Genomic DNA, 21,619 nt, shown 5'->3' on the forward strand with positions numbered 1-21,619 from the left:
GCCCCAGGAGGACAGGCCCATGCCACGGATCGACCTGGACAGCATCGCCCAGACCAACGCCACGGGCTATCCCGCCACCCATGCCGGGATCGTGCAGGGCCGATGGGTGCGAAGACTTGGTCCCGCGCACGGCCTCAGCGATTTCGGCGTCAGCCATGTCGTGCTGAAACCTGGCGCGGCGTCCTCGCAGCGTCACTGGCATGAGGATGAGGACGAGTTTGTGCTGATGCTGGCGGGCGAAGCGGTGCTGGTGGAGGATGGCGCGCGCACGCCGATGGCGGCGGGCGACATGGCAGCCTTTCCCAAGGGCGAGCCGAACGGCCATCATCTGGTCAACGAAAGCGCAGCCGATTGCGTCTTCGTCGCCTTTGGCCGGCCGCCGACGGGCGATTGCCATTACCCCGATATTGACCTGCTATGGTCGCGCGGGGCCTACCGACACAAGGATGGGAGCAGCTATTGACGATGCAGATCGACCGGCGCTGCGCGCTCACGGGCATGGGCGCGATGCTGGCCGCGATGGCCGCACCGGGGCACGCCGCGCCTGCGCCCTTGGTGAAGCCGCCGCGCCTGCGCGCGGGCGACACGGTGGGCCTGATCGAACCGGCGGGCTTCACCGACGACGCGTTCGACCTTGATCTGGTCAAGGAGACGATCGTCGCCATGGGCCTGAAGCCCAAGGCCGCGCCGCATCTGGCCGGGCGCTACGGCTATCTGGCCGGGACCGACGCGGACCGCGCGGCGGACGTCAACGCGATGTTCGCCGATCCACAGGTTCGCGCGGTCTTCGCGGTGCGCGGCGGCTGGGGCTGCGCGCGCATCCTGCCCCGGCTCGACTTCGCTCTGATCCGCAAGAATCCCAAGCTGCTGGTCGGCTTTTCGGACATCACCGCGCTGCATCTGGCCTTCGCCGCCAGGGCGGGTTTCACCACTATCCACGGTCCCAATGCCGCGAGCGGCTGGGGCGCGTTTAGCTGGGACGCCTTCCGCGCCGTCGCCTTCGACGCGGCGACGCCGACCTTTTCCACCCCGGTCGGGCAAGAGGATCGGCTGGCGCAGCGCAGCGGCCGCATCCGCACCTTCCGCCCCGGCGTAGCGCGCGGGCGGCTACTGGGCGGCAACCTCACTGTGCTGGCCGCGTTGATGGGGACGCCCTGGCTGCCCGATTTCACCGGCGCGATCCTGTTCATCGAGGATATTGGCGAGCAGCCCTATCGCATCGACCGGATGCTGACGCAGCTGTCGCTGGCGGGCGTCTTGGGCAAGTTGGCGGGCGTGGCCTTTGGCCAATGCACCGATTGCGGCCCAGCGGGCGCCAGCTATGGCGGCTTCACCTTATCGGAAGTGCTGCAACAGCATCTCGAACCGCTGGGCATTCCCGCCTTCCAGGGCGGCCAGTTCGGCCATATCGCCAACCAATATAGCCTGCCTCTTGGCGTGGCCGCAGAAATGGACGCCAGCGCAGGGACGATCAGGTTGCTGGAGGCGGCGGTCAGATAGGGAAGGTAAGTGCTGGGAGGAGATCAACCATTCAGATAGCGTGATGATTGAAAAGGCAACTTCCTTCACGGCTTTATATCCGATTGGTTGTAGACGGAATCATCCAAGCCAATGGCGTTTGGTCGTGCGAAAGCTATTCGAAGAATTTGAACCGATTTTGTAGGTTTGTTCGCTTCATCTTGGGCAGGCATCAGAACCGCTAATTTTTCGAAGGTGCTGCACGCAATTTTATCGATCGCGGGAATGTCACTTGGTTTGTCGATGGCACAATTGGACGGCACTCCTGCCTGATCGTGTCCCGCGGGATGGTGTAACAGCGGGTATCCTCGGTAGAGGATCGGACTGGATCAGGCTGCCACGCCGGGCAAACTGATGAGGGGATTGTCGCTGACGGTGGCGAGACTTTCAAGTGTCATATATCGGCGAGCCACGGCCCATTCGTCCTGCTGTTCGAGCATGAGGGCTCCGACGAGGCGTACAATGGCCGCGTCATTGGGAAAGATGCCGACAACGTCGGACCTTCGTTTGATCTCTCCGTTGAGACGTTCCAGGGGATTTGTGCTGGAAATCTGCGGCCAATGTTCTTTCGGGAAGGCTGTGTAGGCGAGGACGTCTTCGCGGGAGCCATCCATCATCTCAGCAAGTTTGGGAGCGCGATCACGCAGGGCATCGGCGACTGTTTGCCATTGCTTATGAGCCTCCTGAGCAGTTTCCTGCGCGAAAATTGTCTTGATCATGGCGGTGACGGCGGCACGCTGCTTAGTGGAAACATGGGCGAGCGCATTGCGCATCCAATGAATCCGACAGCGTTGCTGGGTTGCGTGGAAGACCTTGCTGGCAGCGGCGCGTAGGCCCTTGTGATCGTCTGCAATGACAAGTTTGACGCCCCTGAGCCCGCGATCGGCAAGAGAGCGCAAGAAGCCCTTCCAGAAGGTTTCGGCCTCGGTTGGCCCGGTGTCGACGCCCAGTATCTCGCGGCGGCCATCGTTGCTGACACCGACAGCTATTATCGTCGCGGTCGACACAATCCGGCCACCCTGGCGCGATTTGATGTAGGTCGCATCGAGCCACAGATAAGGGAATTCGCCCTCGATTGGCCTGTTGAGGAAAGCGTTAACCCGTTCGTCGATCTCTTGGATCAGTCGGCTGACGGCGCTCTTGGAGATGCCCGTAGCGCCCATGGCCTTCACGAGATTATCGACCGATCGCGTCGAAATGCCCTGGACATAGGCTTCCTGGATCACCGCCGTCAGGGCCTTCTCGGCAGTCCGACGGGGTTCAAGGAAGGATGGGAAATACGATCCCTTGCGTAGCCGCGGGATCTCCAGTTCGATGTGGCCGGCCCTGGTCTCCCAGGAACGCTCTCGATAGCCGTTGCGCTGGACCTGTCGCCCGGCAGGGTCGCGAGCGCCATGCGCGGCACCAGTCAGCACCTGCACTTCAGCTTCCATCATTCGCTCAGCGGCAAATGCCAACATCTCGCGAACGAGATCTGCATCAGCGCCCTTTTCAACCAGCTCGATAAGGGCCATTCTGTCTGTGGTCATCGTCGTCTCCGATAGGTTCATTGGTTTCGCAACCCGAACTCTACCGAAGATTGGCGATGGCCGCCTAGACAGAAGCCATGCCACCGTTGGGGCATGAAGCTCCGGTCGCTACGCTCCCTCCGCTTCACGCCCCAACGGTGACGCTGTTACACCACGTAACGGGACACGGCCCTCCTGCCTCATCAAATAATGCAAACAATGTCAAAAAGGCATATGGGGCACCATTGGGTATTCGATCTACAGTAAAAACCAAATCAGGTAATACGGTGCTAGCCATGGGATATCGACTGTTGGAAACCCTCCAGTTGAGATTCATAAAATATAAGCCAGTTATTGGTTTTCCTGATTCGTCTGAGGCATGAATAAATCTCGCTTTATTCATGATAACTCTACAAGATGCTTTATCAATAGATGAAAATCCGCTCGATGTTAGAGTTTCACATCGATACTGCTTTCCAGATGGGCTAACAGAAATCTTGACGCGGGTTCTACCTTGCTCTCCTTCGGTGCGAGATTCTTTTGGATAGTCGGATGGACTAATTAAATTCTGACCATCGATCAATTTTGGAGGCGATGCCAATGATGCGCCCGCCAACAGCATTAAGCTAAACGCTTGTGTCAGCATGAAATACGTTTCCCAGTAATGTTAGATTACAAATAAAAATTCTGTTGAATAGAAGAGATTACAACAGATGATCCTTAATTAAATGATCGGCGGTGAAAAAATCCGCACCACCCTCCACCTACTCTTCCTGTCCAACGCCATCCAACCCCGCCGCAGTCCCGCTCCCCGCCGGTTCGCCCTGCATCGCCGCCGCGACCTTCTCCGCCGCCGCCATCACGCGCAGTATATTCTCGCCCGCCAGCTTGGCGATATCCCGGTCGCTCCACCCGCGCCGCATGAGTTCGCTCAGCAATGCCGGATAGGTCTGCACCCCGCCAAGCCCCTGGGGCAGCGACCCCACGCCATCGAAATCGCTGCCGATGCCGACATGATCGACGCCCGCCACCTTCGCGATATGGTCGATATGATCCGCAACCTGCGTCAAAGTCACCACCGGTTCGGGATTGGCCCTCTCCCACGCCGCCAGCGCCGCCTTGGCCGCTTCCGGGTCGCCGATATACAGCCCCCCGAACGGCGGCGCATTATAGCGGGCGATCTCCGCGCTGCGGGCCGCGCCCCAGATACGGCGCGCCTCCGACACATATTGCGGCGCGTAATTGACCATTACCATCCCGCTATTGGCCGCGACCTTCTGCAACAGCGAGTCAGACACGTTGCGCGGCGTATCGCACAGCGCCCGCGCGCTGGAGTGGGAGAAGATCACCGGCGCCTTGCTGACCCGCAGCGCGTCGAGCATCGTCGCCTCGCTGACATGGCTGAGATCCACCAACATCCCCAGCCGGTTCAACTCATGCACCACCGCCTCGCCGAACGGGGTCAGCCCGTCATGCTGTGGATTGTCGGTCGCGCTATCGGCCCAGGCGATGGTGCGGCTGTGGGTCAGCGTCAGATAGGATGCGCCAAGCGCGCGATAGCTGCGCAGCACGGCCAGGCTGCCGTCGATCTGCCCGCCGCCCTCCACGCCCAGCAGCGAGCCGACCTGCCCCGCCTTGTGCGCGGCGCGCAATTCCGCCGCCGTGGTGACGAAGGCGAAATCCTTGGGGTAACGGCGCGCGAAGCTATGGGCCAGGTCGATCTGCTCCAGAGTATCCTTCACCTGCTGCAGTTCGGGCAGGTCGGCCGATACCCAGACCGACCAGAATTGCCCGCCCACGCCGCCCGCGCGCAGCCGCGCGATGTCGGTGTGGAAGGTCGCCGGGTCCAACCGGTCGAGCGCCATCGTCCAGCGCTGCTCCTTCGCCTTGTCGGTCAGCGCTTCGGGCCAGTCATTATGTCCGTCGATCAGCGGCGTGGCCTTGAGCACCCTGGCGACCCGCGCCGCATAGGGATCGGCGGCGGCCTGGACGGCGGGGGCGGCGAGGAGGAGCGGCAGCAGGGCAAGAGGCAGGGTTTTCATGGATCGCAAGGCTAAGGCCGCGCGGTATCAAGTCAATCACCCACCCGTGATGGCAGGACAGGGCTTCCCCCTGTCGCCGCCCCTGCCTATCCTGCCTGCAATGATGATCGACCCACACGTCCTGCTCCAGGCCTATTCCATCGGCGTGTTCCCCATGGCCGACGATCGCGATGCGGCGGAGGTCTATTGGGTGGAACCCAAGCGGCGGGCGATCCTCCCGCTCGACGGCTTTCACCTGTCGCACTCGCTGTCCAAGGTCATCCGTCGCGACCGGTTCCGCGTCACCGCCAACCGCGCCTTTGCGCAGATATTGGCGCTCTGCGCACAGGCCGCGCCCGATCGCCCATCGACCTGGATCAACCATCAGATCGAAGCCGCCTATCGCCACCTGCACGCAGCCGGCTTCGCCCATTCGATCGAAGTGTGGGAGGGGGAGGAGCTGGTCGGCGGCCTCTATGGCGTCGCGATCGGCGGCGCCTTTTTCGGCGAATCCATGGTGTCGCGCCGCACCGATGCGTCGAAAGTGGCGCTGGCCTGGCTGGTCGCACGGCTACGCTTTGGCGGCTTCGCCTTGCTCGACTGCCAGTTCATGACCGATCATCTGCGCACGATGGGCGCCGTCGAAATCAGCCAGCGCGATTATCTTCAGTTGCTGGGCGCGGCGACCGGCGGCGTGGCGCTGGGGGCCGGGGCGGGCGCATTGGCGGCCGGTTCGGGCGCGGCGGCAGAGCTGGCGTTCGCGCCGCTCGCGGGCGAGGACGCTGCAACCGGTTCGCCCTTGGCGCCCAGCATCACCGTATCCGGCCCGGTTTCGGGCCAGGCCATCGTACAGCTTCTGACCCACACGTCATAGATCGGGTGCTGCACGACATTGCGGTCGGGCCGGTCGCGGAACAGCCAGCCGGAAAAATTGCGCCGCCATTTGCCGTCCGCGCTGCTGCGGACGTCCAACTGCACGAAGGCGCCGGTTTCCTGCACATTTTCCCAGGGCGCGCTGGTTTCGCACGCCTGCAACCGCACGATGGCATCGCCCACGCGCACCGCTTCGCCAGGCTTCATGCTGAGGTCGCGGGTCAGGCCGTTGCGCTTGTTGAGCAGGCCGATGACGGCGGTGCGTTCGGCCATAGGCGTGCCCGGCAGCGCGCCGCCCGATCCCGACCGGATCGGCGCGCCCTGGACCTTGACCGGCCCGGTCTGGTTGCCCGCAGGCACGTCATTCTTGCCGCACGCGGCCAAGGCCAGCGCGCAGGACAGCAGGGGGATGTGCAACAGGATCGGCGGGACGCCCCCCGCCGGACGCCGGCTCATGCCGCGTCGGGGCTCCACGCCTCATAATCGCCGGTCGCCTTCTGGCGCTGGCCGCCCTTTTCAAGCGCGCCGGACGGGCGATAGGCGTTGACGGTGCCGGTCGCGTTGGGGGTCGATTCCCGTTCCCAGATGCGCGGCGGGGGCAGGAAGCTCTCAGGCGTGCCGTCGATCGTGTGGTGCAGCCAGCCATGCCATTCGGCCGGCACGCGGCTGGCGTCGTTGACGCCATTATAGATGACCCAGCGGCGCGTCAGGCCATTAGGGTCGGTGCCGCCCTGATAATAGATATTGCCCTGATGGTCCTCACCGACCTTGCTGCCCTTGCGGGAGGTGAAGAGAGCGGTGCCGATGGTCGCGCCATCCCACCAGGTGAAGATCTTGCCGAGGATTCCCATGGGCCAAGCGCTTAGCCGCTGCGGCGAGCGTGGGCAAGGAGGATATGGCGCTATCGCGGGACGGCCGGACAGAAATTAAGGTCGGTCGCGACCTTCCCGTCCGGCACAGCGCAACCGCCCCAGTTCACGACATCGCCTTCCGCGATGCCCAACTCCGCCGCGCGCCCGCCGCGCAGTTCCAGCACGGCGGCGACGGGGATGCCGGCCGACACCGGGATACGGGAATAGGGTTCGGCATTGCTGTTCAGGAAAGCGATCGTCCCGTCGGTATGGACGAACAGCATGTCGAGCGGGATCAGCGTGTCCTTCATCCAGAAACTGGCTGTGCGCGGCGGGTCCATCGGGAACAGCATGCCGCCGTTTTCGGGCAATTCCTTGCGGAACATCAACCCCTTTTCCTGCGCCTGCGGCGTGGCGGCCACTTCGACGTCGAACCGATGCACGCCCTTGGCGGCGCGGATCACCACCGGCAGCGTGGCGACGACGGCCTGCGCCTGCGCGTTGTTTTCGGGCGATGGCGGCGGGCTGGAACAGGCGGCGAGCAGGCCGAGGGCGAGAAGGGCGGGGAAGCGGATCATGCATCCTGCCTAATGCGATTCGCGGGGCATTGGGAGGCAATTAACCTTCAATGTGCTGGGATGGAAATGACGGCGAGCGAACCGAGGCGGACTGTCCTCTCTCGCCGGCGCGCGTGAATTAGGCAGCGATGATGAGACAGCCCACCCGCTGCGACTGACGCTTCGCACGTGAGTTTCGCTCGCATTAGCCGGACGCACGTGCGTCCGGCTAATGCGAGCGGTAAGGGAAGGAAACGAACACATCCGTCATGTCCCATCACGGGATGAGAGCCATCACTCCAGCATCGCCGCCAGCGCGGGGGTCATATATTCCTCCGCGCCGTCGTCCGTCCGCAGCACCAGCCGGGCGGCGAGATCGTGGCGGGTGGCCAGCGTCATGCCTTTGTCCGGTCCCATGACGGTTATGGCGGTGGCCCAGGCGTCGGCCAGCATGGCGCTGTCGTGCAGGGCGGTGACGGAGGCGACGCCAGGCGGGATCGGCGCGCCGGTTGCGGGATCGATGCTGTGGGACAAGCGCGCGCCACCGTCTAGGCGGAAGCGGCGGTAGTCGCCGGAGGTCGCGACGCACTGGCCGCACAGCGCGATGCGGAGCGTGGGCACGGCAAGACCAGGCGGGGATTCGACATCGACCCACCAGGGCTGGATGTCGGGTTTGATGCCCTCGCCGCGCAGCTCGCCGCCGATTTCGATCAGGAAATTGGCGACCCCCATGACGCGCAGTTGCGCCGCGGCAGCATCGACGGCGAACCCCTTGGCGATGCCGGAAAAGTCGAGCGCCACGTCGGCCCGGCGACGGGCGCGATCCCGTTCGACCTCGATATGAGTCCAGGGGGCGGTGACGGAGGCGGTGGCCGGTCCAAGGCCGGGGCCGAAGCCCCATTGGTCGATCAGCTGGCCGATGGCGGGATCGAAAGCGCCGCCCGAGAGCCGCGCCATGTCCAGTCCCGCGCGCAGCACGGTCAGCATGTCGGCGGGCAGCGGCATCCATGCGCCTACGGCGGCGCGGTTGAAGCGGCTGATCGCGGAATCCGCTTCCCAATTGCTCATCTGGTCTATGACGCGCGCCAGCACGGCTTCGATGGCGCTTTCACAACGGGCGGGCGGATCGACGATCTGCGCCGACCAGCTGGTCCCCATGGTGGGACCGCCATAAGTGACGATAGCGCCGCGGCGCTGTCGCCCGACAAATTGGTCGGGCGACAGGCCGGGCGCTATCGCGATTCGGGTGCCATAGGGATTGGCCGGGTTCAGGGGGCCAGCACTTCCAGCGTGGTGATATAGGCGGCGCGGCGCTGCGGCGGGCCGGCCTGGGGGCGGGGCGCGGGCGGGGCGCCTGCGCTGGGCTTAGCGCCCGGACCGCCAGCGCCAGCTTCCCCGCCGGGGCCGCCGGGGCCGCCTTCACGGCCGTCGCCGATGCTGGCGTTCAGCCAATACATGCCCGGCTGCGGCCAGGTGATGGCGACTTTGCCGTCTTTGTCGGCGACAAGGTCCATCTGGCCCAGCGCGTCGCGATAACGGATGCCGCCGGGGATGACCGTGACTTTCAGGCCTGCGGCAGGCTTGCCGTCGAGCAGGAACTGGAAGGTCGCCGCTTCGCCCGACACCAGGTCATTGGGGTGGGTGACGGGGACCAGCTCGATGCCGCTGCCGGTGGGTTTGAAGAGGTTCGCGGTCGGCGCGCCCAGCGTCACGAAAATCTCGTTGCGGTTGGACGCTTCTGCGGTCTGCACGTCGGTCGCGCCGGCGGGGATAACGCTGGCCAGCTTGTCCTTGGTCGTGCCGCGCGGCAGCCGTTCCTGCTTGCCGTTCAGCATATAGCTGCCCATCACGCCGGTCGAGACGCTGGCGATGCGATAGGTGCCCGGCTTGGTCAAGTGCACGTCGAAGGTGGAGCGGTAGCGGCCCTTGGCGGCATTATCGATCTTGCCCACGGCGCCGTCCGGTTCGGTCACGACGATATTGTCGGTGCCCATCGGGAAATGTTCGAAATAGAAGACGTCGTTGGAAATGGCCGCATCCACCGTGACCCAGCTTTCGGTGCCGGACAGGGTGGTGGAGGACGGCAGCATCCACTGGCGATGCGCCTGCGCCGCGCCGGAAAACATCAGGGCGGCAAGCGCGCCTGCAATCAGAAATCTGCTTTTCATGGTTTAATCCCCGTTATTTGCCGAAGGTGAGGGCGACGGCGCCCAGTTCGCTGCTGCCCTGCGCCTTGACCGTCGCGCCGGGCTTGGGCGGCCAGGCGAAGGGGAGGCGCAGCACTTCGCGTCCGCCCACTTCGCGTGCGGCTTCCACGATCAAGGTGTAGTTGCCGGGGCCGAGCGCGCCCAGCGGCCCCTTGCCGGCGGTGAAGGCGATCTTCTGGTCGCCCGGCGCGCGGGTTGCGCCGGAAACGCCGTCGGCCGGGAAGCTGAGCGACCGGCCCGAAGCGCGCCACCATTGGCGCACGTCGCGCAGCCATTTCGTGCCTTCGCCCTTCGCCTTGTCGATATCATACCAGACCGACAGGGTGCGGGGCGCTGCCCCCTCCTTCTCGATCCAGATGGCGACATAGGGTCGGTGATATTCGGCCACGGAGAGCCGCGGGATATTGACGCTGAGGTTCAGCGTCTGCGCAGCGGCGGGCGTAGTAGCGGCCCCGGCTGCGCCGAGCGCTGCGACGCCGGTCAGAGCCAGGCGATGGCTGATCTGCATGGGTGTGTCCCCTTTAGTGGATGAAGATGATGGCGAGAAGCGCGGGCAGGGCGAGGCCGATCGCGACCAGCGGCCAGGTGCTGGGCCGCTTCTTGGCATGGAGCTGGAGCAGCACCAGCCCAGTCAGCGCGAAGACGAAGCAGGCGACAGAGAAGATGTCGATGAACCATTTCCACACGCCGCCCGCATTGCGGCCCTTGTGCAGATCGTTGAGGTAGCTGATCCAGCCCCGGCTGGTGCTTTCGCTGGTGACCGCGCCGCTATGTCGGTCGATCGACACCCAGCCGTCGCCGCCGGGGCGGGGCAGCGCCAGGTAGATTTCGTCGGCGGACCATTCCGCATTGCCGAGCCCTGCCTGGCCCACGGATTGTTCGACCCAGGCAGCGACGGGCGCAGGCAGGGGCTTCTTCGTGTCGGGCGCATCGTCGGCCGCGACCTGTTGCAGCAGGGTGGCGGGCAGGGTGGCACGTTTCTCGACGGTTTGCGGCGACGCTTCGACATCGGCGGCATGATTGAGAGTGATGCCGGTGAAGGCGAAAAGCAGCAGGCCGATCAGGCTGACGGCCGAACTCACCCAATGCCAGGTATGGAGTTGCTTCATCCAGAACGCCTTGGCGCTCTTCTTTCTGGCAGTCTGGATGCGGGCGGTTCCGTGCATGGGGCGGGATGGGTCCTGCGATGAGAAGTGCACCGCATAACGCGAACGACTCGCAATTGCAAACGAGTCGCATCAGGATATGTGTATCAAAATGTAAGGCGGCTGATCGCGTGGGGCAGCGGTTGATCGCGGCCGTTCTGCGGCGCGGCCTTGCTATTGACGATCATGGCCACCACCTCTAGCCGCACTCTATGCCCGATGTAACACGGATTAAATATGTCCGGGACGTCATGGCTCTCGATAGCCGCGCGAAGGAGAGCGCGTGGCTGCTGCTAGGACATGACTATGCTATTGCCGGCCGTCGCTGCGGGAATGATGATGATCGGAACGCAGGCGCAGGCCGCTGCGCCGCAACTGGCCGTGGCTGCGGAGGTCGCGGCTGGGGCGCAGGATGCCGCGCCGTCGGTTCCGCCCGCTGATCCGGCACCAGTGCCCGCGCAGTCTCCCGCCGCTGCCCCGCCTGCGCCGCAGGGCGACGCGGCGCAGGACATCGTCGTCACTGGCGACAAGGGCGCGCCCAAGGGCGATCCGCTGGAGCAGATCAACGCCAAGAGTTTCGAGGCGGTGCAGTCGGTCGACAAGGCGGTCGTGGAGCCGGTGGCGAAGGCCTATAACAAGGGCCTGCCGCGCCCGGTGCGCAAGGGGTTGCGCAATTTCTTCTCCAACTTGGGCGAACCGATCGTCGCGGCCGCCTATCTGTTGCAATTCAAGCCGGGCAAGGCGGTGGAGACGGCCGGGCGTTTCGGCGTCAATTCGACGCTGGGTTTCGTCGGCCTGTTCGACGTCGCCAAGCGCAAGCCGTTCAACCTGCCCCATCGCGAGAATGGCGTCGCCAATACGCTGGGTTTCTATGGCGTGGGGCCAGGCCCCTATATGTATCTGCCAGTTTTCGGACCGACCACGTTGCGCGATATCATTGGCGACACCGCCGACAAAATGATCATGCCCTTTGCCTTGGGCGGCAAATTCTTCAAGCCCGTCTATGTCATTCCCGCGACCATCCTGAACCAGTTAGGCGAACGCGCCGCGTTCGACGAGACGATCACCGCGATCCGCGACGAAGACGATCCCTACACTGTCTATAAGACGCTGTATCTGAAACAGCGCAAAGCGGAGATAGAAGCGCTGCACGGGCGGGTATCGGACGAACCGGTCGTGCCTATGTATGGCGACGCCCTGCGCACGCCGGGCAAGAAAGGCGCGCCCAAGGTTGTGTTGCCGGACCCCTATGCGGACGATGACGCCGCCGAACCGGCGACGGACGCACCGCAGCCATAGGTTTCTATGCCCGTTCGTTTCGAGCGAAGTCTAGAAACGCGAGCACGGGGCTATCCGCTTCTCGACTTCGCTCGAAACGAACGGATCACAAAGTTACCTAATATCCGGCAAACAACGCAAAGAAGAGGCGCTATCCGCTTGGGATAGCGCCTCTTCTTTGCTGGTGGAAGATCAGCGTCCCAGCAGACCGCGCGCCTGGCCTGCGATTTCAGCGAGCATCGCGACATTGGGAGTAGCGGCGGCCTTCGCGCGCTGGACCAGCGTGCGGAACTGGCGGACGCGGGCTGCCTTTGCCTCCAGCCAATTCTCGACATAGGTGGCGATATCCTTGCCCTTTCCATGGGCCAGGAAATCGAGCCGCACCTGCTGCATGTCGCGGGCAACGCCGGAAATGAGCAGCCGTTCCCACGGATCGGTCGGCTCCATGCGCGCGGCGGCAGACTGGACCCAATCGATGCCGACCGCTTCGCCCAGATGGGTGAAAGCGCGGGTGAGCGCGACTTCCTCCACGCCCATGCGCGCGGCGAGCGCGGCGATGCCGACTGCGCCATCCAGCTTGAACAGCCCGGCCGTGCGCATCGCCAGCGTTTCGGGCGAGCCAAGGCCGAGCAGCCGGTCGGTGACCGCATTGGTGCGGCGCTGCGCCTCGCTGGTCAGCAGATCATCGACCTGGGCGGCCAGCGTGCCGACGCCCTTGGACAGGCGGTCATAGCCTTCGCTGGGCAGCGTGCCGGCCGGCAGGGCGCGCAATATGTCGGCGATCTGCGCGCGCATGCCGCCGGCGATGTCGCTGAAAAGGGCGAGGCGAGCGCCTTCCGACATGTCCGCCGCATCGATATCCGCCCAGAGTGTGCCGATGTCATAGAGCCGTTCGGCGATCAGGAAGGCGCTGGCGAGGTCTGCCATCGAACAGCCTTCCTCCTCCGCCAGTTCGAACGGATGGATGAGGCCGAGGCGGTTGACGATGCGGTTGGCGACCTTGGTGGCGATGATCTCCTTGCGCAGCGCATGGGCGGCGATGGCGTCGGCTTCCTTTTTCTGCATCGCAGTGGGGAAGGCGGCCATCAGTTCGCCGGTCATGCCCGCGTCGCTGGCGAGGTCGCCATGTTCGATCGCATCCTGAAGCGCCAGCTTGGCGGTCGAGAGCAGCACGGCCAGTTCGGGCCTAGTCAGCCCCTGCCCGTCCTGGCCGCGACGTAGCAGTTGGTCGTTGGCGGCCAGCCCTTCGACCTGGCGGTCGAGCCGGCCGGTTTCCTCGAACGTCTCGATCAGGCGGACATAGGACGCGAGGTCGGCTGCGCCCCCCGCTTCGGCAATGGAGAGGCCGAGCGCTTGGAGGCGGTTATCCTCCAGTACGATCTCGCCAACGGCATCGGTCATGCTTTCGAGCAAGGCGTTGCGTTTTTCGAAGGGCAGGCGACCTTCGATCATCTCCTTGTTGAGCGCGATCTTGATGTTCACTTCATTGTCCGAACAATCGACGCCCGCACTGTTGTCGATGAAGTCGGTGTTGATCCGGCCGCCATGGAGCGAGAAGGCGATGCGGCCGGCCTGGGTGGTGCCGAGGTTAGCGCCTTCGCCTACGACCTTGACGCGCAACTGTTCGGCGTTGACGCGCAGGCGGTCGTTGGCGGGATCGCCGACGTCCCCGTGGCTTTGCGCCGCAGCCTTCACATAGGTGCCAATGCCGCCGAACCAGAGCAGGTCGGCCGGCGCCTTGAGGATCGCGGAGATCAGCGCAGCCGGTTCCATTTCCTTGTCCGTGACGTCGAGCACGGCCTGCATTTCCGGCGTCAGCGCGATTCGCTTGAGGCTGCGCGGGAAAACGCCGCCGCCCTTCGAAATGAGCGCCTTGTCATAATCGTCCCAGCTGGAGCGGGGCAGGGCGAACAGGCGATTGCGCTCTTCCCAGCTCTTGGCCGGATCGGGCGTGGGATCGAAGAAGATGTGGCGATGGTCGAACGCGGCGACCAGCTTAATCGCCTTGCTGAGTAACATGCCGTTGCCGAACACGTCGCCCGACATGTCGCCGCAGCCCACGACGCTGACCGGTTCGCTCTGCACGTCCACGCCCATTTCCGCGAAGTGGCGCTGGACCGAAATCCAGGCGCCCTTGGCGGTGATGCCCATCGCTTTGTGATCGTAGCCGTTGGAGCCGCCGCTGGCGAAGGCGTCGCCCAGCCAGAAGTCGCGCTCCAGCGCGATCGCGTTAGCGACGTCGGAGAAGGTGGCCGTGCCCTTGTCGGCGGCGACGACGAAATAGGGATCGTCGCCGTCATGAATGACGACCTGCGCCGGGTGCTTCACCTTGTTTTTCACGATATTGTCGGTGATCGACAGCAGGGACCGGATGAAGATGCGGTAGCTTTCGGTGCCTTCCGCCAGCCAGGCGTCCCGATCGACCTGGGGGCTGGGCAATTGCTTGGGATAGAAGCCGCCCTTAGCGCCGGTCGGCACGATCACGGCATTCTTGACCCGCTGCGCCTTCATCAAGCCCAATATTTCGGTGCGGAAATCGTCGCGCCGGTCGGACCAGCGCAGCCCGCCGCGGGCGACCGGGCCAGCGCGCAAGTGGATGCCCTCCACACGGGGGGAATAGACCCAGATTTCGCGCCAGGGCAGCGGCGCGGGCAGACCGGGCACTTGTGCGCTGTTGAGCTTGAACGCCAGCGCTTCCTGCGCAGCGGGGGCGTAGAAATTGGTGCGCAGGGTGGCGGTGATGACGGCGCGCAGCAGGCGCAGCACGCGATCCTCGTCGATTGCGGTGACCTGCTCCAAGCCCGCGTCGATTTCCTCCTGGGCATGGGCGATGCGTGTCGCGGCGCCATCCTGCGTCGCCGGATTATGCAGCGCTTCGAACAGGCTGATGAGGTTGGCGGTGACTCCCTGCGCCTTGCGCAGCGTTTCGGCGAAGGTCGCCATGCCATAGGCCATGCCGGTCTGACGCAGATAGCGGTAGAGCGCACGGAACAGCACGACTGAGCGTGGCGACAGGCCGGCCGTGACGATCAGTTCGTTGAACCGGTCGTTTTCGGCACGCCCTTCGAGCACCTGGGCGATGGCTTCGGTGACGACGTCAGCGCGGGCGATGACCGCCTGCGCATCGCCGCCGGCCGGCAGTTCCAGCACGAAACGCTGGACATGGCCCAGCGCACCGCCATCGATGGCGGTGGTCATTTCCTCGATCACGCGGAAACCGAAATTCTCGAACACCGGCACCACTTCGGACAAGGCGACCGTATGGCTGCTGTAGAGTTTGAGCCGGAGCCGCTCGCTGCTGTCTTCGGCATTGCGGTAGATGCGGATCGACTTGTCACCGTCGCCGGACAGGCCGTGCAGCAGGCGGATGTCGATCGCGGCCTCGACCGGGCCAGCGCCGTTGCGATAGGCGAGCGGGAAGCCGGGGGCGAAACGCTGCGCCAGCGCGGCGGCGCGGCCACCTTCCTCGGTTTCGGCGAGCGCCTCCTCGACAGCGGGCACCCAGCCGCGCACCATCTGCTTGAGCTGGCGGTCGAGCGCGGCGTCATCGGGCACCACGCCGCCTTCGCGCAGGTCGAGCGTGATGCGCAGCAGCGCCAGGCCGCCTTCTTCCAGCGCGATCGACCAGCTGAGCACCGGACCGTTCGCCGCCTGCGCCAGCATATCCTGCACCGCGACGCGGCGGGCGGTCGACAGTTCGTCGCGCGGCAGCCAGACGAAGGCGTAGAGATGGCGCGCCAGCGCGCTGGTGGCCAGCGCCAGCTTGGGGCGTGGCCGGTCGGTCAGCGACATGAAGGTCAGCGCCAGCCGCTCCAGCGTTTCGCGGTCGAAGCCGATGGTGATGTCGTGCGGCAGGGCGGTCAGCGCATGGGCTAGCGTCTTGCCGGCATGGCCCAGCGGATCGAAGCCGAATTTGTCCATCAGCGTCGAGAGCGCCGAGCGGAGCAGCGGCACCTTGTCCGGGGTCGCCGACAGGCCCGTGCTGGTCCACATGCCGGCGTGGATCGACAGCGCCTTGACCTCCTTGCCCTCGCGCAGCGGCACGATGACGAGGTCGAGCAGCACCAGGCGATGAACGCGCGAAATGCGGCTGGACTTGATGATGAGCGGGGTGCGCTTGCCTTCCTCGAACCAGGTAAAGGCAGCCTCCAGCGAGGCGGGCGCGATCAGCGGCTTGTCATGGCGGGTGCAGATGCCGAGCGGTGCGCTGCTGCTGCCGTCGCGCTGGATAATCTCATGCCCGGTCTGGGTAAAGTGCCGCGCCAGGAACCAGCGCAGCAGCGCCGCGCCTTCCTCGTCGGGCACGGCGTCGGCGTCGGCACCCATGGCCGCTTGCATCTTGGGCCAGTCCGCCACGGCGGCGCGCACGTCGGCCAGCGTTTCCTGCAACGCCTTTTCCAGCGCGCGGCGCGCCTTTGCGTCGGCGCGGTCGGTTTCGACGTAGATCATCGATTCGCGCCGCGCGCCGGGCGTGTCGTCATCCAATATGGCGGACAGCGCGCCGTCCCCATCGCGCGTCACCGACAGCACGGGATGGAACAGACGGTGGATGGTGATGTCGGCGGCGGCCAGCGCATTGGCGATCGAATCGACCAGGAACGGCATGTCGTCATTGACGATGGCCAGGCGCATGAAGCGGCCATTGGCGCCTTCGCCCAGCGTTTCGACCATGATCGCCGCCTGGCCCGGCTTGCGCCCGTTGGCGGCGCGTCCCAGGAAAGCGGCGGCGGCGGTCAGCGCAGCCGCGTCAAATCCTTCGCTTTCGCCGGGCAGGGCACCCCGGCTGAGCGCGCCTTCCAGCGCCTCACAAATGGTCTTGTCGACTTCCTTGTTCTTCGCTTCCGCCAGCGCCGTCATTCGCTCACCTCTCAACGCGGTTCCAACCGCTTCGATCTTAACGGAGGAGGCGCTGGATCGCCGCCATGCGACTCCTCGGCTTTAGGAGCGCCTATATGCGCCGGGCGGGGAGTCGGCTCAACCCTTGGGGGAAATAAAATTTCTGACTCTTGAAATTAAATGACGATATGCATCATGGCCCGCGCGGAGGGCGCGGGGCCTGTCATCGGGGGCGACTATCGTTCAGCCCGCGCCGCATGTCGAGCGTCGATGCGGTGTCATTGGCGGCATTTTACCATGAATGGTGAAGGCGCCCCGGCGGGAGATGCCGCCGGTCAGCGCGCAGCGGCGCTGATGACCTTCTGGTTGAGGTCGCTACCTTCCGGCAGCGCGGCGACAATCGCCAGCGTGCCATCGGCCTCCCGCCTGGCGATGACGACGGCCAGGCCGTCCGCATCGGTGGCGACCGCGACCGGATCGAGCGCTGCGGCGACCTTGACCGTATCGCGGGCGATCTGCCGTCGATCGGGCTTGGCCGGCTTCTGCGACCGGCGCAGCGCCCGTTCGTCCCGCACCAGCGCCTTCAACCCGCCGGCGTAAGCGGATAGATAGGCGGCGAGCGATCCGACGCTGAGGCCGGCAGCCAGCGCATGTTCAAGCGCGGTGGCATATTCGGTGATGCGCGTCTTGTCATAGGTCGCGCCGAAGACCAGTTTGATAACCGCGGTCATGGGGCTGCGCGCCTGCGCCTTGATACCATAATCGTGCAGCAGTTCTGCATAGTCGTCGGGCCGGACCTGCGCGACCTGGGCGAAGTCGTAGGACAGGCTGACCGCACGATAGAGGGCGGCGTGGCTGCGCGCTTCGCTGATGCGCACGCGCGCAGCGCCGTCGCGGGCGAGCGCCAGCCAGTCGGCCAGCGGCGCGTCCTGCGTTGGGCATTCCATGCCGGCCAGGTCGAGTGTGTCGTCCTCATCCTCATCGATGTCGAACGCCAGGCTGTTGCTCTGCTGGTCCGCGGCCGGGCCGTCGGCCCAGATCGGCGCGGCGTCGCGCGCGGCGGGCGCGCTGCGAATCGCTTCGTCGACTTCCAGTTCCAGCGCATCGGACAGGCTGCGGCTGGCCAGTTCCTTCCAGTTGATGACGCCGAACACGAAGTCGATCGTCTCGTCATCGGAGGAGAAGGGCATCAATATGCCGCGATACATGATCTCTGCGCCGCGCTGGTTGACGAATTCGGCTTCGAAGCCGATCGGCGCGGCATTAGCGATGATCTGCAGATAATGGTCGGTCAGGCGCGACAGCAGCGATCGGGCGGGGACGTCATCGATATAGTCAATCGTGCCCTCAATCTCGCACTCTTGGCGCAGCGCGGCACCCAGATAGACGATGGCGGGATTGTCCATGCCGACGCTGAAGTCGAGCAGCACCGAATACGGGCCGAAATCCTCCAGCTGATCGGGGTTAAGATCCTCGATCGAGGGCAGGGCGCGATCGCCCAGCAGCGACGCCCAATAATTATAGGCGCGCACCTGCATGCGCCGTTCGTCGGAAATGACGGCGGGCGGTGTTTCGATCAGCGCGTCGCCGGCATAGTCGAAATCGTCCTCGTCATTGGCGGCGTCATGCCCCCGCAGCCTGTCCATCCGATCGTCCTACCTCAAGTCAAAACACTATTCCGGGATTCGACTTTGGCACGGGATGGTAAATTTCGTGTAAACAGGGCGGCCGCGATCGGGCAGGACGTGGGGCCGCGGCGTGGGCTGCAAAAAAGGGGCGGGGTGAGCAATGTCCGCTTGTCCTTCGCTGCGTCCGCTGTTATCTGCCCGCCCCAACGCCGCTTTAGCTCAGTTGGTAGAGCATCGCATTCGTAATGCGGGGGTCACAGGTTCGAGTCCTGTAAGCGGCACCATTTACTGTGACGCAATCTACCCAATAATGTGTGGCGATCAGCTTGCGGATCAAGCGTTGCCGATAGGCCTTCCGACCTTGCCCAACATCGCGACCAAGTCGGCTTGGCGGTTGACGCCGGTCTTGCCGAAAATCGCCTTGAGATGTGTGCGCACTGTTTCGATCGAGGTGCCGGTTCCGTGCGCAATGTCGGCGATGGATTCGCCGATGGCCATGGCGTCGGCGATACGAGCTTCGGTTGGCGTCAGGTCGAACAGAGCCTGTAGCAGGCCCGTGCCTGGCGCGTCGCGGCGCGTGGGGTCGACGGTAATGAGGAAAGCGGCCACATCGGTGAATATGTCGCGTGCGTCGCCCCTGACGGGAATCATGTGCATTACCCGGAACCGATCGCCGCTCGACCGCAGGCCGATCGATGCGCCTACAGCCGGAAGTTGCCCCAGGCCGCGATCGAATTGCGCCGTCGCCGCGGTCGGCAGCAATAGTCGTCCACGCGCGCCGATCAGCCCTGCCATATTTCTCTCAAAGTCGCTGTTGGCCGCCGTCAAGCGGCCCGACACGTCTATGATCGCCGCGGCGACGCCAGCAATACCCAGCGCGTCGATAGCGGAACGCATGCGTTCGAAATGGAAGCGGGCGCTCAACATCGCCGATCGCGCCACATGTGGGCGCAACGCATCCAGCGCTGGGATCGATGCGCGTGCTTCGGCATGGCCGGGTAGCCCCTCCAGCGACATCAGCAGCGAAGTCTGGGGCGCGTCATGGATCAACGTCGCCGCACCGACATGCGCGCCAAGCGGAATCAGCCAGTCGGTATAGATGGGCAGGGTGCGGCTTTCCTCCTCCGTCACCAGATCGAGATCGGTCAGGAATCCGGGATGAGGCGGGCGCGCGACCAGGCGCTCCACACGCACATTCTGCGACACCAGGGGCGTGCGTTCAAATGCCGTCACTGTTTCCCGGATATTGGGAGAGCAGATGGATTTTTGCGCGGTCGCCGACGCGCGGATCAACATGCCGCCCTTGGCATGGAACCGCGCGGCTAAAGCATCGAGAACATTTTCCCAGCGCTCCGGCATGACTGCCGCTTCGTAAATGGAATCAACCAGCATTGTCGCACCCCCCGCACTCGCTTAACGAAGGCGTAGGGCGCTTGCCAGCGTAGGCGCGTATAATTGTCGTCCCATATCTTATGGTTGCCGGACCATGGTGGCCCGGCAGTTAAGGTGTCGATAGAGGCCGTCGCCCCACCGACACTCTGTCCATTCAGAAGCGATAGCCGAAGAAGACGTGCCAGGACTTATAGTCCGACCCGATCCTCCCCATCGCGCCGATGCGCAGCACCTCGAAGCTATTACGTACGCTGTCGCCGCGCGATCGGATGCCTAGGGATATCGACCCTTCATGCAGGTTCTTGGCATACAGCTTATCGCCCGTGAAGTAGCTGTGCATGTAACTGGCGCGAGCGGAGGATTGACGGCCTCCGATACGACCGGCCATCGGCAGATCATAGGCGATGCCGTTGCGGAACACGGCATTGCTCGTCTTCGCATCAATATGTGTGCCGTCGAACTTGATCTTGGTAACCTTTGTCCAGCCGATCATGTTGCCGACGGTCAGCGCGCCACGCCCGATATTCTGGAAAGTCAGGCGGCTGGCGAGGGAGGTCGATAGTATCTGGCCGTCGATCCGGTTCTGCTTGGCGTCGACGAAGCCGTACGCAATCCGTGGTTCCAGCGACCAGATGCTGCTGATCGGATGATGCACGCCGACCGAAGCATAGCCGCGATAGCGCGTCGCCCCCCGGAAATCCTCAATCGTCAGTGGCACGTCCACAACAAGCCGCGTGCGGCTGCCTTCAAACAGGCGCCAGGATTTGGAGATGTTCACATCATATTGCATCCCGCGATTACCGGATTCAGACACGCGACCGACCCGGAATCCCAAGCCCCAGTGATTGTCGTCCGGATCGATCGACGGACCGCGGGCGAGGTCGAGCCCGCTGGCGGCCATATCAAACTGGAGCGACCGGCTGTTGCCCACCAACGGGTTCACCGCGGCCTGGCTGACGGAGCAGCCGTAGATGGATTCGCGCCATTGCTGGGCATTGAACTGCTGGGAGCCATAATAAGCGGTGGCGCCGGCATCGACGCCGCCGCCAGACAGAAATTGCTGATAGGCATTATAGGCTTGGGTCGGCGAGGCGCCCGCGAACTGGATGCCGTAATAGTCGGTGGTTGCCGCGCCCAGGCCAAGCTCCACCGGCTCTCCGTCTTCACGCAGCGTAGGATCGGCCGCGCCCGTCGAAGCGCAGGGCAGCGCCACGCTGAACACATAGAAGTCGGCGCCGCTCTCATCCTGATAGGCCGAAAAAGGACCGCCGGATTCCTGATATTCCTCGCGATAGTCGCCATGGATGACGGCGCCGTTGATGCTGCTGTCGCTGGCGAAATAGTCCAGGCCATAACGCGCTGTGCCGTCGGCCAAAGTCTGCGTGCTGTTGAGGTAAGTACCGTACCGGCTGCGGATCACATCGTAGGAGATATGGTCCAGCGTAACGCTGGGCGTGACCAGCGTTTCGCGGAACAGGATGGGATCGGGATTTTCGATATCCGCGCCGGTGACAGGGTCGGTATCCAGATTATCGAAGATGAAAATCGCGGTCAGGACTTTGCCGTAATCGGTTGCGCCATCCTTGATTTCGCCTTGCTGCGCCCCTGCGGCCGTGGCGGCACACAGCATCGCACCGCTTATGGCGGTTCGCCACATCGTCAATTTCATAAGTCCCCCCGTTAGTTGCGCTTGTACCCTGGCAACGGACGGGGAAGATGTGGCGGCGGCACAGCGCTTGCGCATACCCTAACCGGGTGACCCCGCGAAAAATTACGCAGCGGGGCGCTGCTGTCGATCACTCGGA

17 protein-coding genes, 1 tRNA gene and 1 pseudogene are annotated in these 21,619 nt (G+C 64.3%); 5 read left to right on the forward strand and 14 right to left on the reverse strand.

Annotated elements, in window-relative coordinates:
• Window positions 1-19: 19 nt before the first annotated feature.
• Window positions 20-463: a cupin domain-containing protein gene (locus CEQ44_RS09355; protein WP_088184501.1), complete on the forward strand. Its 444-nt coding sequence runs from the start codon at window positions 20-22 to the stop codon at window positions 461-463.
• Window positions 464-465: 2 nt separating this feature from the next.
• Window positions 466-1,500, forward strand: a complete 1,035-nt coding sequence (locus CEQ44_RS09360; protein ID WP_088184502.1) for an LD-carboxypeptidase — start codon at window positions 466-468, stop codon at window positions 1,498-1,500.
• 347 nt (window positions 1,501-1,847) lie between these two features.
• On the opposite strand, the gene CEQ44_RS09365 is transcribed toward CEQ44_RS09360, so the two are convergent.
• From CEQ44_RS09365 to CEQ44_RS09375, 3 genes are all read right to left on the reverse strand, one after another.
• Window positions 1,848-3,047, reverse strand: a complete 1,200-nt coding sequence (locus CEQ44_RS09365) for an IS256 family transposase (RefSeq protein WP_037542386.1) — start codon at window positions 3,045-3,047, stop codon at window positions 1,848-1,850.
• Window positions 3,048-3,171: 124 nt separating this feature from the next.
• A complete protein-coding gene (locus tag CEQ44_RS09370) occupies window positions 3,172-3,672 on the reverse strand; it encodes an energy transducer TonB (RefSeq protein WP_088201812.1) in 501 nt (166 codons plus the stop codon).
• 118 nt (window positions 3,673-3,790) lie between these two features.
• Complete coding sequence (locus CEQ44_RS09375; protein ID WP_088183130.1) at window positions 3,791-5,068, reverse strand: dipeptidase; 1,278 nt, start codon at window positions 5,066-5,068, stop codon at window positions 3,791-3,793.
• 100 nt (window positions 5,069-5,168) lie between these two features.
• Here CEQ44_RS09375 and aat point away from each other — a divergent pair, with 100 nt between their 5' ends.
• Window positions 5,169-5,921, forward strand: a complete 753-nt coding sequence (aat, locus tag CEQ44_RS09380; RefSeq protein WP_088183136.1) for a leucyl/phenylalanyl-tRNA--protein transferase — start codon at window positions 5,169-5,171, stop codon at window positions 5,919-5,921.
• Window positions 5,922-5,956: 35 nt separating this feature from the next.
• Here aat and CEQ44_RS25285 read toward each other — a convergent pair.
• The 7 genes and pseudogenes from CEQ44_RS25285 to CEQ44_RS09415 all read right to left on the reverse strand — a co-directional run.
• Window positions 5,957-6,376: pseudogene (locus CEQ44_RS25285) on the reverse strand (DUF2155 domain-containing protein); the annotation flags it as partial.
• Entirely contained in the window at window positions 6,373-6,771 is a 399-nt protein-coding gene (locus CEQ44_RS09390; protein ID WP_088183129.1) for an NADH:ubiquinone oxidoreductase subunit NDUFA12, read from the reverse strand. The pseudogene CEQ44_RS25285 and the gene CEQ44_RS09390, both read right to left, overlap by 4 nt.
• A 50-nt stretch (window positions 6,772-6,821) precedes the next feature.
• A complete protein-coding gene (locus CEQ44_RS09395; protein ID WP_088183128.1) occupies window positions 6,822-7,349 on the reverse strand; it encodes a DUF192 domain-containing protein in 528 nt (175 codons plus the stop codon).
• A gap of 273 nt (window positions 7,350-7,622) precedes the next feature.
• The gene (locus CEQ44_RS09400; protein ID WP_088183127.1) at window positions 7,623-8,486 is read right to left on the reverse strand and encodes an FAD:protein FMN transferase; all 864 of its coding nucleotides are present in this window, start codon (window positions 8,484-8,486) and stop codon (window positions 7,623-7,625) included.
• A 110-nt stretch (window positions 8,487-8,596) separates the two neighbouring features.
• The gene (locus CEQ44_RS09405) at window positions 8,597-9,496 is read right to left on the reverse strand and encodes a DUF4198 domain-containing protein (RefSeq protein ID WP_088183126.1); all 900 of its coding nucleotides are present in this window, start codon (window positions 9,494-9,496) and stop codon (window positions 8,597-8,599) included.
• A 13-nt stretch (window positions 9,497-9,509) separates the two neighbouring features.
• Window positions 9,510-10,043 carry a DUF2271 domain-containing protein gene (locus tag CEQ44_RS09410; RefSeq protein WP_088183125.1) on the reverse strand — a complete coding sequence of 178 codons (534 nt, stop codon included), beginning with the start codon at window positions 10,041-10,043 and terminating at the stop codon, window positions 9,510-9,512.
• Window positions 10,044-10,056: 13 nt separating this feature from the next.
• On the reverse strand, window positions 10,057-10,701 hold the full coding sequence (locus CEQ44_RS09415) for a PepSY-associated TM helix domain-containing protein (RefSeq protein WP_088183124.1): 645 nt from the start codon (window positions 10,699-10,701) through the stop codon (window positions 10,057-10,059).
• A 285-nt stretch (window positions 10,702-10,986) separates the two neighbouring features.
• Here CEQ44_RS09415 and CEQ44_RS09420 point away from each other — a divergent pair, with 285 nt between their 5' ends.
• Window positions 10,987-11,979 (forward strand): VacJ family lipoprotein, encoded by a 993-nt coding sequence (locus CEQ44_RS09420; RefSeq protein ID WP_088183123.1) that lies wholly within the window; start codon window positions 10,987-10,989, stop codon window positions 11,977-11,979.
• Between the two features lie 171 nt (window positions 11,980-12,150).
• On the opposite strand, the gene CEQ44_RS09425 is transcribed toward CEQ44_RS09420, so the two are convergent.
• Together CEQ44_RS09425 and CEQ44_RS09430 are read right to left on the reverse strand one after the other, a co-directional pair.
• Window positions 12,151-16,815 (reverse strand): NAD-glutamate dehydrogenase domain-containing protein, encoded by a 4,665-nt coding sequence (locus tag CEQ44_RS09425; protein WP_088183122.1) that lies wholly within the window; start codon window positions 16,813-16,815, stop codon window positions 12,151-12,153.
• Window positions 16,816-17,129: 314 nt separating this feature from the next.
• Window positions 17,130-18,440: a hypothetical protein gene (locus CEQ44_RS09430; protein ID WP_088183121.1), complete on the reverse strand. Its 1,311-nt coding sequence runs from the start codon at window positions 18,438-18,440 to the stop codon at window positions 17,130-17,132.
• A 190-nt stretch (window positions 18,441-18,630) separates the two neighbouring features.
• On the opposite strand from CEQ44_RS09430, the gene CEQ44_RS09435 reads away from it, so the two are divergent.
• Window positions 18,631-18,706: transfer RNA gene (locus CEQ44_RS09435), tRNA-Thr, on the forward strand.
• Between the two features lie 49 nt (window positions 18,707-18,755).
• Here the strand turns inward: CEQ44_RS09435 and CEQ44_RS09440 are convergent.
• Entirely contained in the window at window positions 18,756-19,814 is a 1,059-nt protein-coding gene (locus tag CEQ44_RS09440) for a helix-turn-helix transcriptional regulator (RefSeq protein ID WP_088183120.1), read from the reverse strand.
• 154 nt (window positions 19,815-19,968) lie between these two features.
• Entirely contained in the window at window positions 19,969-21,483 is a 1,515-nt protein-coding gene (locus CEQ44_RS09445) for a hypothetical protein (protein ID WP_088183119.1), read from the reverse strand.
• Between the last annotated feature and the right edge of the window lie 136 nt (window positions 21,484-21,619).

The sequence above is a fragment of the Sphingobium sp. Z007 genome (genome assembly GCF_900013425.1).
Taxonomy (GTDB): domain Bacteria; phylum Pseudomonadota; class Alphaproteobacteria; order Sphingomonadales; family Sphingomonadaceae; genus Sphingobium.